The following is a 12957-nucleotide window of genomic DNA, read 5'->3' on the forward strand; positions in this document are numbered from 1 at the left end:
CGCGGCCCCCCTGAACCACGCCCGTCCGGATCGGCCCCGTTGCCGTCGGACGCGCCGAAGTCTAGTCAGATGCGGAGGAACGGTCTCGACAGGGTGGGTGTCGGCAACGCCTCTGCGACACTCCGACGCCCGGGCGGTGGTCGGGGTGCCGCGGAGGCCTGCGGTCGTGGTGCACCGGGAACAGGCCGGCGCGTCGAGGCCGGACCTCACCGGATCGGGCGGCGGCACGGGACGTGGGTGCGGACGGCCGGACCAACGATCGGGACCGCCCGGTCGTCATGAGGGGCAGGTGGACGGCCTCGTCCCCCGACCGACGACGACGGAGGCGCAGTGGCGGACTGGGAGCACGTGCTCGACGCGCTGGTGCGCGAGCGCGGCGCGGCGCTCGTGCGGTACGCCGCGCTGCTGACCGGGGGCGCCGCTGAGGCCGAGGACCTCGTGCAGGAGGCGCTCGTCCGGGCGTTCAGCCAGGGCCGCCCGTTGCGCGAGGCGCACGCGGCGGAGGCGTACGTCCGCCGGGCGATCCTCACCGTCTTCCTCGACGGGTACCGGCGCCGCCGGCGGTGGAGCGGCGTGCGGCACCTGCTCGTGCGCGCCGAGACGACCGACGGCCCCGAGGACGCGTCAGCCGTGCGGGCGGACGTGCACGTGGCTCTCGCGAGCCTGCGCCCCCGGCTGCGGGCGTGCGTGGTGCTCCGCTACTACGACGACCTGACCGTCCCCGAGATCGCCCGCCGCCTCGGGCTGTCCGACGGCACCGTGAAGCGGTACCTGTCCGACGCGATCGAGGCGCTCGAGCGGGTGCTCGGGCCGCTGCCCGTCGCCCGCACCCTCGACGTGACCCTGCTGCCGACCGGGAGGACCCGATGAGCACCGACCTGTCCCACGCCCTGCACGACGCCGTCGACGCCCCCCGGGCGGCTGACCGGGCTCCGCTCGACACGGCCGGCCTCACCGCACGCATCCGGCGCCGGCGGGCGGTGCGGGCCGGTGTGCGCGGGACCGTCGGGCTGGGAGCAGCCGGCGCCGTCGCGCTCGGGGCTGCCGCGCTGGCCCGCAGCGACGCCGCCGGCCTCCCCGCTGCCGTCCCGGGGGCGGAGCCCGGAGCGTGCGGGTCGTCCGCCGGCTCGCTCGGCAGCACGGACGGGGACGTCTCGATCGAGGTGGTCGGTGCGGGGGTCGGCGTGCTCACCGCGTCGACCTGGCAGCGCGAGTCGCGTGCACCGCTGGGCTCGCTGCAGGGCCGTGAGCTGGCAGTCTCGTTCGCGACCGTCCAGTACGCGGGCCCCGGTGTGACCGTCGAGCTCGTCCGGGCGCTCGACGGACCACCCCACCTCGCGGTCGTGCACGACGGCACCGTGGTCTCGGTCCCCGGGCCGGCGCGACGCACGCCGGCTCAGGAGGCCGTGGACTCCCTGGCGGTGCTCGACCCCAGCGGCCTCCGTGCCGGGGAGCTCGACCCGACGGGCGCCCCCGGAGAGGTCGTGGTCGACCTCACGACGTGCGGTACGGATGGCGAGCCGCTGCCGCCCGGGCACTACGACGTGTACGCCTGGACCGACGCCGTGGCTCCGGGCGGACGTGTCGTCGACGGCCCCTGGGACCTCGAGCTGCTCGAGCCCGTGACCACCCCGGTCCCGCTCCCCGCGGGGTTCCCGGTCGACGTCCCGCTCGTGCACGGCGAGCTCGTCGAGGCGCTCACGCTCGACGGGACGACCGCGAGCGGCTGGCTCGTGACCGTCGGGGTCGCCGGGACGGACGGTCGCCAGCGCGCGGTGCGGGCGCTGGCGGACGCCGGCTACACCGTGGCATCCGCCGAGCTGGTGGACGGCGGGCGCACCCCGCAGTCGGGCGTCACGACCCTGGTCGACGAGCAGCACGTCGTCGAGCTCTCCGAGACGGTGGGCACGCGCCACGACCGTGAGCTCACGTACCGCATCCGGGACCGATGAGGCCACGAGCGGCGGGGACAGCCCGGCCGAGGAGTCCAGCGCCGTGACCGGCGCCCGGGCACCTCGCGCCCGAGGACGTACTCCCGGAGCGCCTGGGAGCGCCTGCGGCAGCAGGTACCCGAGGTCGCTCGCGTCGTCGGTGTCGGTCGTCAGCTCCAGCAGCACCCGCGCGCCCTGGCACGCGCTCGCGGATCCACCGAGGTGAGGACCGTGCACCCGTCGCCGGTCGGGTGGCTGTGCGGGTCAGGCCGCGAGCGCCGCGTCGACCGTCTCGTGGATCGTGAAGACCTGGGTCAGCGCCGTGATGCGGAAGACCTTGAGCAGCCGCTCGGAGTCGATCACGAGCTGCAGGCGACCGCCGTGGCCGCGCACCTTCTTGAGCACGCCCACCAGGACGCCGAGTCCCGTGGAGTCCATGAAGCGCACCGGGGTCAGGTCGACGACCAGGTCGGTGCGCCCCTCGTCGATGAGGCTCGCGAGCCGCTCGCGCAGGACCGACGCGGTGTACACGTCGATCTCCCCGGAGACCTCGACCACGGTCACGTCACCCACCGCCCGGCTGACAACTCCGACGTCCATGCCCCACCCCGTTTCGTCGGTTCGGCGTCATTCAAACAGAACCATGACGTGCGCGGGGACTCCGCGCCCGTGTCGTCCCGGTACGCCACCCCGTGGGGCAGCACCTCGTCGCCCTGCGGGGTGGCGCCGGGCGCCGCGCCGTCACCCGGCAGGTCGACGCGGCCGCCCCGCCGCTCGACGTCAGGGTGCGGTGCCGGCCACCGCTCGCGCGCGGGCGTCCGCCAGCGCGCGCCGGTACGAGTCGGTGGTCCCGTCGGGCCGGACCTCCTGCAGGACGTGGTCGCGCACGCCGAGCCCGCGCAGCGTCGAGCCGAGGCGGTCGACGTCCTGCGGGCCGAGCACCGTCGGGTCGACCGTCGTGCGGACCTGCACGTCGACGCCCGAGTCGAGCACGAGGCGCAGCGACGCGAACGCCGGGTCCGCGCTCCGCCCGACGCGCGTGATCGCCGGGTACAGCGACGCGGGCGCCTTGATGTCGAGGCCCACCCAGTCGACGAGCGGCAGCACCTCCTCGAGCCGGCGCGGGTAGGCGCCCGACGTGTGCAGCCCGACGAGGTAGCCGGCACCGCGCACCTCCCGCATCGCCGCCGCGAGCGCGTGCTGACGCGTCGGCTCCCCGCCGGAGAACACGACGCCGTCGAGCAGACCGTGCCGGCGCGCGAGCAGGTCCCGGACCCGCGCCCACGGGACCGTGCCCGGGGTGCGCGCGTCGATCAGGGACGGGTTGTGGCAGTACGTGCACTCCCACGGGCAGCCCTGCAGGAACAGCGTCGCGACGAGCCGGCCCGGCCAGTCGCACGTCGACAGCGCGGTGAGGCCGGCGATCTCCAGCGTGTCCGGTGCACCGCTCACGCGCGGACCGGCTCGCGGAACGGCGTGCGCTCGGCGTGCTCGCCCTTCTTGCCGATGTTGAACGAGCTCACGGGCCGGTGGTAGCCCATGACGCGCGTCCACACCTCGCAGACGACCGGGTCGTCGCCGGGCCGCTCGTCCGAGCAGCGCTCGCACGTGGGGTGCTCGCCCGCGAGGTAGCCGTGGTGCGGGCAGATCGAGAACGTCGGCGTGACCGTGATGTACGGGAGGCGGTACGTCGACAGCGACCGGCGCACGAGCTCACGGCACGCGCCCGCGGTGCTCAGACGCTCGGACATGTACAGGTGCAGCACGGTGCCGCCCGTGTACCTGCGCTGCAGCTCCTCCTGGCGCTCGAGCGCCTCGAACGGGTCGTCGGTGAAGCCGACCGGGAGCTGCGACGAGTTCGTGTAGTACGGGTTGGCGTCGGTACCGGCCTGGACGATGTCCGCGAACCGCTTGCGGTCCTCCTTCGCGAACCGGTACGTCGCGCCCTCCGCCGGCGTCGCCTCGAGGTTGTACAGGTGGCCGGTCGCCTCCTGGAACTCGACCATGCGCACCCGGACGTGGTCGAGCAGCCGGACCGCGAGCGCGTGGCCGTCGTCCGTCGTGACGTCCTCGAGGTCCGACGTGAAGTTCCGGACCATCTCGTTGATCCCGTTGACGCCGATCGTCGAGAAGTGGTTGTCGAGCGTGCCCAGGTAGCGCTTCGTGTACGGGAACAGGCCCTCGTCGATGTACGTCTGGACGACCGTTCGCTTGACCTCGAGGGAGTCCCGGGCCAGGTCGAGCAGGCGGTCGAGCTCGCGCAGCAGCACCGCCTCGTCACCGCGGTAGAGGTAGCCCAGGCGCGCGCAGTTGACCGTCACGACGCCGATCGAGCCCGTCTGCTCGGCAGAGCCGAACAGCCCGTTGCCGCGCTTGAGCAGCTCGCGCAGGTCGAGCTGGAGCCGGCAGCACATCGAGCGCACGTCGCCGGGCTTCATGTCGGAGCGGATGAAGTTCTGGAAGTACGGGAGGCCGTACTTCGCCGTCATCGCGAACAGCAGCTCGGCGTTCTCGGACTCCCACGGGAAGTCCTCGGTGATGTTGTACGTCGGGATCGGGAACGTGAAGACCCGGCCGCTCGCGTCGCCGTCGGTCATGACCTCGATGTACGCACGGTTGATCAGGTCCATCTCGACCTGCAGGTCGCCGTACGTGAAGTCGACCGGCTCGTCGGCGACGAACGGCACCTGCGCGCGCAGGTCCTCGGGGCACGTCCAGTCGAACGTCAGGTTCGTGAACGGCGTCTGCGTGCCCCAGCGCGACGGCACGTTGAGGTTGTAGACCAGCTCCTGGATGCCCTGCTTGACCTGCGCGTACGTGAGCGCGTCGAGCCGGACGTACGGCGCCATGTACGTGTCGAACGAGCTGAACGCCTGCGCGCCCGCCCACTCGTTCTGCATGGTGCCGAGGAAGTTGACGATCTGCCCGATCGCCGAGCTGAAGTGCCGTGGTGCACGGGCCTCGACCTTGCCGGGGACGCCGCCCAGCCCCTCCTGCAGGAGCGTGCGCAGCGACCAGCCCGCGCAGTAGCCCGAGAACATGTCGAGGTCGTGGATGTGCAGGTCACCCTCGCGGTGCGCCTGGCCGATCTCCGGGTCGTACACGTGGCTCAGCCAGTAGTTCGCGACGACCTTGCCCGCGGTGTTGAGGATCATCCCGCCCAGCGAGTAGCCCTGGTTGGCGTTGGCGTTGACGCGCCAGTCGCTGCGGTCGAGGTACTCGTCGATCGACGGGCCGACCTCGACGACGGGGTGGTGCTCCATGGGGGTTCCTTCCGGCGCGCCGTGCGGGCGGTGCGGGGTCGTGACGGGGCGGGTGGGGTCGTGCGGTCCTCGGGCCTGCCGCTGCGCGCGCCCGGGTATGTCTCCACCAGATGTGGTGGTCCGCGCGGCACTCGGCAACAAGATGTGGCATTTCTATGCCCGGGGGCTCCAGGCGCCCGGGGACCTAGGTCCCGGCGACGGGGTGCGGTCGCGTCCCGGACCCGCGCGGGCCCCGCGGGTCACCCGGGGAGACCGGCGTGTCGCTCCCGGTGCGCCGGTGCGCCTGTGCGCCGGGAGTGCCGACGTCGCTCTGCCGGCACGCCGGGGCGCCGCGAGGCCCGGCCGTCGCGGGTTCGGCGCCTGCGCGGCACGGGCGGGCTCGCCGCCGGGTCACCCGCGCGGCACGAGCGACCTCGCCGCCGGGTCACCCGCGCGGCACGAGCGACCTCGCCGCCGGGCCACCCGCGCACCCGGGCAACGTCGGCCCGAGCACCGCCGTCGCCGTGCGTGCCTCAGGCGCCGCTCGCTGTCAGCGCGTGAGCGCGAAGCCGACCGTGTCGCCGGGACGCAGCTGCGCCGCGACGGAGAGGCCCGACGAGCACACCACGGCGAGCACCGGGTACCCGCCGGTCACCGGGTGGTCCGGGCCGAAGACCACCGGCTGCCCGTCGGGCGGGACTTGCACCGCGCCCACCACGAGACCCTCCGACGGCAGCTCGCCGCGGTCGGCGCGCAGCAGCACCGGGCCGGACAGCCGGAGCGCCACCCGGTCGCTCGACGGCGTCACACGGAAGTCCCCGCGGGTGAGCACCTCGAGCGCGTCCGCGGCGAACCAGTCGCGGCGCGGGCCGGGCAGCACCGGCAGGACCGCGCGCCCCGACCCTGCCGGTCCCGGCGGCACGGCGTCCGGCTCGGGGAAGCCGCGGGTGTCCCGGCCGACCGGCAGCAGGTCGCCGGCGGCGAGCGGCGCCGGACCGAGCCCCGAGAGCCGGTCGGCGGACCGCGAACCGAGCACAGGAGGGACGTCGACCCCGCCGCGCACCGCCACGTACGTCCGGAGCCCGCGCTCGGCGGTGCCCAGGCGGAGCCGCGAACCCGCCGGCAGCCGGACCGCCGCACCGTAGCCGGCCGGCGCGTCGTCGACCCACGCCGGCCCCTGCGCTCCCGTCAGCGCGACGACCGTCGTCTGCAGCGCGTGCAGCTCCAGGCCGCCGAGCACGACCTCGAGCGCGGCCGCCCCGGGGTGGTTGCCGACCAGCCGGTTGCCGAGCCGCAGCGCCGCCGGGTCCGCGGCGCCCGACCGTCCGACGCCGACCGCGGCGAGGCCCGGGCGGCCCGCGTCCTCCACGAGCGTGAGGACCCCCGGAGCCAGCACCTCGATCACGGTGCACCTCGCGAGGGACCCGCGTCCGGACGGGAGGGGTTGGCACGCGGGGCGTAAGGGGCGTCGCCACCGGGGGCGTCGGGGACGTCCGATGCGTCGCCACCGAGGGCGTCCCGGGCGTCCGAGGCGTCGCCACCGGGGGCGCCCCGACCCGGGGTACCACCACCCGGAGCATCCAGGTCCACGAACCGCACGCGCGTGCCGGGGAGGAGCAGCGCCGGCTGGGCGCGCCCCGGGTCGAACAGGACCGCGTCGGACCGCCCGAGCAGCCGCCACCCCCCAGGTGTCGCGGCCGGGTACACCGCCGTGTACTCCCCCGCGAGCGCGACCGACCCCGGGGGCACCCGCTCGCGCGGGCTCGACCGTCGCGGGACGTGCAGCGCCGGGTCGACGCCCGTCAGGTAGGCGAACCCCGGCATGAAGCCACCGAACGCGACGACGTGGTCGCGCCCGGTGTGCCGTGCGACGACCTCCGCGCGGGTGAGGCCCGTCAGCCCGGCGACCTCGTCGAGGTCCGGCCCGTCGTAGTGCACGCCCAGGTGGACGACGCCCTCGCTCGGCGGGGCGTCGCGCGTCGACCCGCCGCCCTGCACCGCCCGACGCCAGGCCGCGCGCACGTGCTCCTCGACGTCACCTGCGGACGTGCCGGCGGCGAACCGGACGAGCACCGTGCGGGCTGCGGGCACGAGGTCCTCGGTCCCCGGCGGCGGGTCGGCGCGCAGCGCCGCGTCGAGCACGCGCACCTCGTCGAGACCCGCGACGTCGAGCAGGAACGCGCGTTCGCCGTACGGCAGGACGCGCATCCCGTCGGCGGACGGGGTCGCGGCACCGGTGTCGGCGTTCGCCGCCCCGGAGCCCGCGGCGACGGCGGCGCGAGGACCGGCGCCCGCGTGACGGGAGCCCGCGGTGCCGTCGTCCACCGCGACCGCGCGGGCGTCCGTGCGCGCGTCCGTTCCCGCGTCTGCGTCCGTTGCCGCGCTCGCGTCAGCTCCCGCGTCCGTGCCCGTGCCCGTGCCCGTACCCGAGCCGGCGCCCGGACCCGCGTCTGTGCCCGGGAGGCTCACGCGGTGAACGACCGGAGCTCGACGCCCGACAGCCCGAGCCCCGCGCGCACCGAGCGCAGCAGCGCGAGCGCTCCGGGGGTGTCCGAGTGCACGCAGAGCGACTCGGCGGCGACCTCGACCGTCGATCCGTCCACGGCCACGACGACGCCCTCGCGCGCGAGCCGGACCGCACGTGCGGCGGCGAGCGCCGGGTCGGTCACCACGGCGCCGGGCTGCGCGCGGGGCACCAGCGTCCCCTGCGGCGTGTAGCCGCGGTCCGCGAACGCCTCGGCGACGACGCGCAGCCCCGCCTCGCGGGCACAGTCGAGCAGCCGGGACCCGGGCAGGCACAGGACCGCCAGGCCGGGGTCGAACCGCACGACCGCGTCGACGACCGCACGCGCCTGCGCCTCGTCGTGCACCACGGTGTTGTACAGCGCGCCGTGCGGCTTGACGAACGCGACGGCTCCCCCGGCCGACCGCGCGACCGCCGCGAGCGCGCCCAGCTGGTACGTCGTCTCCGCCCGGAGGACGTCGGCCGGCACGTCGAGCGCGCGCCGCCCGAAGCCCACGAGGTCCCGGTACCCGACGTGCGCCCCGATCGCGACGCCCCGCTCGACGGCCCCCGCGCACGTGGCGGCCATGATCTGCGGGTCACCGGCATGGAACCCGCACGCGACGTTCGCGCTCGTGACGAGATCCAGCAGCGCGGCGTCGAGCCCGGGCTCCCCGAGCCGCCACACGGCGTACCCCTCGCCGAGGTCGCAGTTCAGGTCGATGTGCACGCGTCCATCCTGGCGCGCGACGGGGCGGGCGGGCCAGGGCACCGTCGCGCCCGCGGCCGAGAGGGGCCGGCGACGTACGGGTCGGCGCGGGTCGGCGCGGGTCGGCGCGGCGCGGGTCGGCGCGGCGCGGGCCGGCGCCGAGCGGGCCGGCTCTGGCGACGTCCGGATCGGTGCCGTGCGGGTGGGCCATCGCCGTGCGGACGGGCCGGCGACGTGCAGGCGTGCCCGCGCCGTCCGCGCGGGCCGGCGCCGAGCGGGCCGGTCGCCACCGTGCGGGTCGATCTCGTGGACCGTCGCGGGGCGGGGCCCGGTGCGAGGATGGCCGACGTGCTGGGATCCGACGGGCTGCTCGACGTGCTGCTCTCGGGCGGGCGCCGTGACGACCGCCTCACGCACGTCCGGCACCTGCCCGCGCGCGAGGGCGTCCGGGCGGACTGGCCGTCGTGGGCCGACCCGGACCTCGTCGCCGGGTACCGCGCGCTGGGCGTCGAGCGGCCCTGGCGCCACCAGGTGGAGGCGGCGGACGCCGCATGGTCCGGCCGGCACACCGTGCTCGCGACGTCGACGGGCTCGGGCAAGTCGCTCGCGTTCTGGCTGCCGTCGCTGACGGCTGTCCGCTCCGACCGCGCGGCCGGGCTGCTCGACCCGGGGCGCATCGAGACGGTCACGCGGCGCGGTGCGGTGCTCTACCTGTGCCCGACGAAGGCGCTCGCGCACGACCAGCTCGGCGGCCTCGACCGCCTGGTGACAGCGGCCCGCACCCGCGACATCCGTGTCGCCACCTGCGACGGGGACACCGGCTTCGACGAGCGCCGCTGGGTGCAGGAGCACGCGGACGTCGTGCTCACGAACCCCGACTTCCTGCACTTCGCGCTGCTGCCGAACCACCGGCGGTGGTCCCGGCTGCTGGGGTCGCTGCGCTACGTCGTGGTCGACGAGTGCCACGCGTTCCGCGGGGTGTTCGGCGCGCACGTCGCCGCGATCCTGCGCCGGCTGCGACGGCTCGCGGCGCACTACGCGCCGACGCCCGCCGGCCGGAGGGCCGACGGGCCCGTGCTCGCCGGTCCGGGCGGGCCGATCTTCCTGCTCGCGTCCGCCACGACCGCCGACCCCGCCGCGAGCGCCGCCCGGCTGCTCGGCGTCGGGCCCGACGCCATCGCGACCGTCACGGAGGACACGTCCCCGGCCGGTCGCAAGACGTTCGTGCTCTGGCAGCCGCCCGAGCTGCCCGGCGCGAGCGGCCCGTGGGCCGACCTCGTCCCCGACGAGGACCCGTGGGCGACGCCGCTTCCGCACCCCGAGCCGGTCGACCCGGTGATCGCGAGGGGCGCCGACCGGGACGCGGAGGACGACCCGGACGCGGATCCCGGTTCCCTCATCGCCGCCTCGCCGGTCGCCGGCCTGCCCACGCAGGACCCCGACCCGGGCGGTGCGGCGGCGCTCGCCCCGCACGAGGGCTCCGGCCCTCGCGGCACAGGGGAGAACGTCGTCACCGACCCGTCGGACCGGCCGCGTCGCTCGGTCACCGCCGAGACGGCCGACCTGCTCGCGGACCTGACGGCGTCGGGCGCCCGCACGCTCGCGTTCACGCGGTCCCGGCGCGCCGCGGAGTCCGTCGCGACCGTGACCCGGAACCACCTGAGCCAGATCGACGAACGGCTCGCCGGCACGGTCGCGGCCTACCGCGGCGGGTACCTGCCCGAGGAGCGCCGCGCTCTCGAGGGCGCGATCCGCGACGGCCGGCTGCGGGCGCTGGCCACGACGAACGCGCTCGAGCTGGGCGTCGACATCACGGGTCTCGACGCGGTGCTCATCGCGGGCTGGCCGGGCACGCGCGTGTCGCTGTGGCAGCAGGCCGGCCGCGCGGGCCGGGCCGGCGCCGACGGGCTCGTCGCACTGATCGCCCGCGAGGACCCGCTCGACACGTTCCTCGTGCACCACCCGGAGGCCGTGTTCGACACCCCGGTCGAGGCCACCGTCTTCGACCCTGCGAACCCCTACGTGCTCGCACCGCACCTGTGTGCGGCGGCCGCCGAGCTGCCGCTGCGCGAGGACGAGCTCGCACTCTTCGGGCCGAACACCCGCGGGCTCCTCGACGTCCTGGTCCAGCGGGGTGCGCTGCGGCGCCGCACGGCCGGGTGGTTCTGGACGCATGCCGAGGCGGCGGCGCGACTGACCGACCTGCGCGGGACCGGTGGCGACCCCGTGCGCGTCGTCGAGGCCGGCACGGGGCGGATGCTCGGCACGGTCGACGCGGCGGCAGCCGACGCGTCCGTGCACCCGGGAGCCGTGTACGTGCACCAGGGCGCGACGTTCGTGGTCTCCGAGCTCCACCTGGCCGACGCGGTCGCGCTCGTCGAGCGCCGCGACGTCGACTACGGCACGTGGTCGCGCTGGGCGACGACGACCGAGATCCGCTCGGTGCTGCGCGAACGCAGCTGGGGACCGGTGACCTGGGGCTTCGGGGCCGTCGACGTCACGAGCCAGGTGCTCAGCTACCAGCGCAAGCGCATCCCCGACCTCCAGGTGCTCGGCACGGAGCTCCTCGAGCTGCCCGAGCGCACGCTCCAGACGACGGCCGTGTGGTGGACGGCGCCCGTCGAGGTGCTCGAAGCCGCGGGCGTCACGGTCGAGCTCGCACCGGGTGCCCTGCACGCCGCCGAGCACGCGTCGATTGGCCTCCTTCCGCTGCTCGCGACGTGCGACCGGTGGGACCTCGGTGGTGTGTCGACCGCGCTCCACGCGGACACCGGGATGGCGACCGTCTTCGTCCACGATGCGTACCCCGGCGGTGCCGGCTTCGCCGAGCGCGGGTACGCGCTGGGCGAGACGTGGCTGCGGGCCACCCGAGACGCCGTCGCAGCCTGCCGGTGCGCGCGGGGTTGCCCGGCGTGCGTCCAGTCGCCCAAGTGCGGCAACGCCAACAACCCGCTCGAGAAGGCCGCCGCGGTCCGGCTCCTCGACGCGGTCCTCGCGCACGCCGTGCCGGGCTGAGCCGCGCCGAGCCCGGACGGACCGCGCGCCGCCCCGTCGACCTCGCGCCGGACCCGCGGCGACGGCCTCACCCTCGCGCCGGACCTGCGGCGGCGGCCTCACCCTCGCGCCGGACCCGCGGCGGCGGCCTCACCCACGCGCCGACACCGGCCCCGCTCGTGCGTGCGCCGTCGCCGGCCCGACGGCCGAGCCGCGGACCGTGCTCACCACCACGACACCGGCACCGTCACCGCGGCACGACGAGAGACGCACATCGTTCCGGCGGGCGGTCGCCCGCGCGACCTCGCAGGCCTCCGAGACGTCGGCGCCGCCGTGGTCGAGCAGGTGCTGCGCTGCCGCGAGCGCCGCGAGGTCAGCACCGGCCTGCGCGCGCCCCCGCGCACCCTGCGCACCGGCGAGGAGCCCGACGACCGCGAGCAGCGTGCCCGCGACCGCCACGACACCGAGCGTGAGAACCGTGCCGGCCCCGGTCTCGTCGGTACACCGGCGCCGGACGCCCCGAGCCCCGCCGATCGCGCGGGCACCGACCGAGCCACCAGAGCACGGCTCGGTCCCGGTGCGCCGAGACGCCTCCACCCGGGTCACGGCTCGACCCAGGCGACCGCGCTCGCCCGCGCCACGAGCGGGCCCGTGCGCAGCCCGCTGCTCACCACCGCGTCGCTCACCGAGACCGTCACCCAGTCGCCGCTGCGGACGACGGCGACGTCCGCGCCGGGCCCGGCGACCCGCGCAGCGGTGGCCCGCACGCCGGACTCGTCGTCACCGATGGCGGCCGCACGTGCGCCCGCGCGGGCGGCGTCGGCGCAGCGGAGCTGGGTGAGCGCGGACGCGGCGAGGACGAGGACCGCCACCAGGACCAGGACGACCGCGGGCAGTGCCACGGCGAGCTCGGCGGTCACGCTGCCGCGCTCGCGTGCCGTGCCCGGGGCGGCGCCGCTCTCGTCGGCACCTGCCGGCCCCGACCCCCTGGCGCTCCCCCGCTGGTCGGTGACCTCCGGCGAGACACCACCCGAGCGCGTCCGGGCGACGCCGCCCGACGGGGTCCGGGCGGCGCCGCCCCGACGTCCCCTCGCGTCGCCGCGCGTGCAGGCCGGCACGACACCACCGGAGCGGCCCGGCACGGCACCGCCCGAGCTCGTGCGTGCGCCGTCACCGCGCCGCGTCGTCACACCGACAACGCTCCGCGGATGAGGCCCAGGAGCAGCGCCTGCACCTCGCCGCTGCGCAGCACGACCATGAGGAGGCCCGCGAAGCCGACGGCGGCGACCGTCGCGATCGCGTACTCCGCGGTGGCCATGCCGACGTCCGACCCGGCGACGACCCGGCCCCGCAGCACCTGCGCGACCTTCCGGGCCGGCACCATTCGTGCGGCGCCGTCGTCCGGCACCCCCGTCGGTGCGGGGCCTCCGCTCGGCACTCCCGTCGGTGCGACGCCGTCGTCCGGCACACCCGCCAGTGCGACGCCGCCACCCAGCACCCCTGTCGGTGCGGTGCTCCCGTCCCGCCTCTCCGGACCGCTCGCGGTGACCGGCGCCTCCGCCCAGCTCCGCCGGTCGA

At 76.2% G+C, this 12957-nt stretch carries 12 protein-coding genes; 3 read left to right on the forward strand and 9 right to left on the reverse strand.

What is annotated here, in order from left to right; genetic code table 11:
- Positions 1 to 330: 330 nt before the first annotated feature.
- Positions 331 to 870 (forward strand): sigma-70 family RNA polymerase sigma factor, encoded by a 540-nt coding sequence (locus ACWFNE_RS06045; protein WP_452121524.1) that lies wholly within the window; start codon positions 331 to 333, stop codon positions 868 to 870.
- Positions 867 to 1952: a hypothetical protein gene (locus ACWFNE_RS06050; protein WP_452121525.1), complete on the forward strand. Its 1086-nt coding sequence runs from the start codon at positions 867 to 869 to the stop codon at positions 1950 to 1952. Before ACWFNE_RS06045 ends, ACWFNE_RS06050 begins: the two co-directional genes overlap by 4 nt.
- Before the next feature lie 243 nt (positions 1953 to 2195).
- On the opposite strand, the gene ACWFNE_RS06055 is transcribed toward ACWFNE_RS06050, so the two are convergent.
- The 6 genes from ACWFNE_RS06055 to ACWFNE_RS06080 form a co-directional block, all read right to left on the reverse strand.
- A complete protein-coding gene (locus ACWFNE_RS06055) occupies positions 2196 to 2531 on the reverse strand; it encodes an STAS domain-containing protein (protein WP_034630011.1) in 336 nt (111 codons plus the stop codon).
- A 180-nt stretch (positions 2532 to 2711) separates the two neighbouring features.
- Positions 2712 to 3383 (reverse strand): anaerobic ribonucleoside-triphosphate reductase activating protein, encoded by a 672-nt coding sequence (locus tag ACWFNE_RS06060; protein WP_452121526.1) that lies wholly within the window; start codon positions 3381 to 3383, stop codon positions 2712 to 2714.
- A complete protein-coding gene (locus tag ACWFNE_RS06065; RefSeq protein WP_452121527.1) occupies positions 3380 to 5194 on the reverse strand; it encodes a ribonucleoside triphosphate reductase in 1815 nt (604 codons plus the stop codon). The genes ACWFNE_RS06060 and ACWFNE_RS06065 overlap by 4 nt, the downstream gene beginning before the upstream one ends.
- A gap of 529 nt (positions 5195 to 5723) precedes the next feature.
- Positions 5724 to 6578: a 5-oxoprolinase subunit C family protein gene (locus tag ACWFNE_RS06070; protein WP_452121528.1), complete on the reverse strand. Its 855-nt coding sequence runs from the start codon at positions 6576 to 6578 to the stop codon at positions 5724 to 5726.
- Positions 6575 to 7498, reverse strand: coding sequence for a 5-oxoprolinase subunit B family protein (locus ACWFNE_RS06075; protein ID WP_452121529.1), 924 nt, complete (start codon positions 7496 to 7498; stop codon positions 6575 to 6577). The genes ACWFNE_RS06070 and ACWFNE_RS06075 overlap by 4 nt, the downstream gene beginning before the upstream one ends.
- Before the next feature lie 140 nt (positions 7499 to 7638).
- Entirely contained in the window at positions 7639 to 8406 is a 768-nt protein-coding gene (locus ACWFNE_RS06080; RefSeq protein ID WP_452121530.1) for a LamB/YcsF family protein, read from the reverse strand.
- A gap of 330 nt (positions 8407 to 8736) precedes the next feature.
- Between ACWFNE_RS06080 and ACWFNE_RS06085 the strand changes: the two genes are divergently transcribed.
- Positions 8737 to 11400 carry a DEAD/DEAH box helicase gene (locus tag ACWFNE_RS06085; RefSeq protein ID WP_452121574.1) on the forward strand — a complete coding sequence of 888 codons (2664 nt, stop codon included), beginning with the start codon at positions 8737 to 8739 and terminating at the stop codon, positions 11398 to 11400.
- Between the two features lie 129 nt (positions 11401 to 11529).
- On the opposite strand, the gene ACWFNE_RS06090 is transcribed toward ACWFNE_RS06085, so the two are convergent.
- From ACWFNE_RS06090 to ACWFNE_RS06100, 3 genes are all read right to left on the reverse strand, one after another.
- Complete coding sequence (locus tag ACWFNE_RS06090; RefSeq protein WP_452121575.1) at positions 11530 to 11913, reverse strand: Rv3654c family TadE-like protein; 384 nt, start codon at positions 11911 to 11913, stop codon at positions 11530 to 11532.
- Positions 11914 to 11981: 68 nt separating this feature from the next.
- Positions 11982 to 12299 (reverse strand): TadE family type IV pilus minor pilin, encoded by a 318-nt coding sequence (locus tag ACWFNE_RS06095; protein ID WP_452121531.1) that lies wholly within the window; start codon positions 12297 to 12299, stop codon positions 11982 to 11984.
- Between the two features lie 266 nt (positions 12300 to 12565).
- Positions 12566 to 12736, reverse strand: coding sequence for a DUF4244 domain-containing protein (locus ACWFNE_RS06100; RefSeq protein WP_452121532.1), 171 nt, complete (start codon positions 12734 to 12736; stop codon positions 12566 to 12568).
- Positions 12737 to 12957: the final 221 nt, after the last annotated feature.

This window comes from Cellulomonas sp. NPDC055163, from assembly GCF_053607065.1.

Bases quoted from the DNA above. Each gene is read 5' to 3' on its own strand.
- ACWFNE_RS06050 (WP_452121525.1), top strand. From the start codon at position 867: ATGAGCACCGACCTGTCCCACGCCCTGCACGACGCCGTCGACGCCCCC.
- ACWFNE_RS06055 (WP_034630011.1), bottom strand. From the start codon at position 2,531: ATGGACGTCGGAGTTGTCAGCCGGGCGGTGGGTGACGTGACCGTGGTC.
- ACWFNE_RS06065 (WP_452121527.1), bottom strand. From the start codon at position 5,194: ATGGAGCACCACCCCGTCGTCGAGGTCGGCCCGTCGATCGACGAGTAC.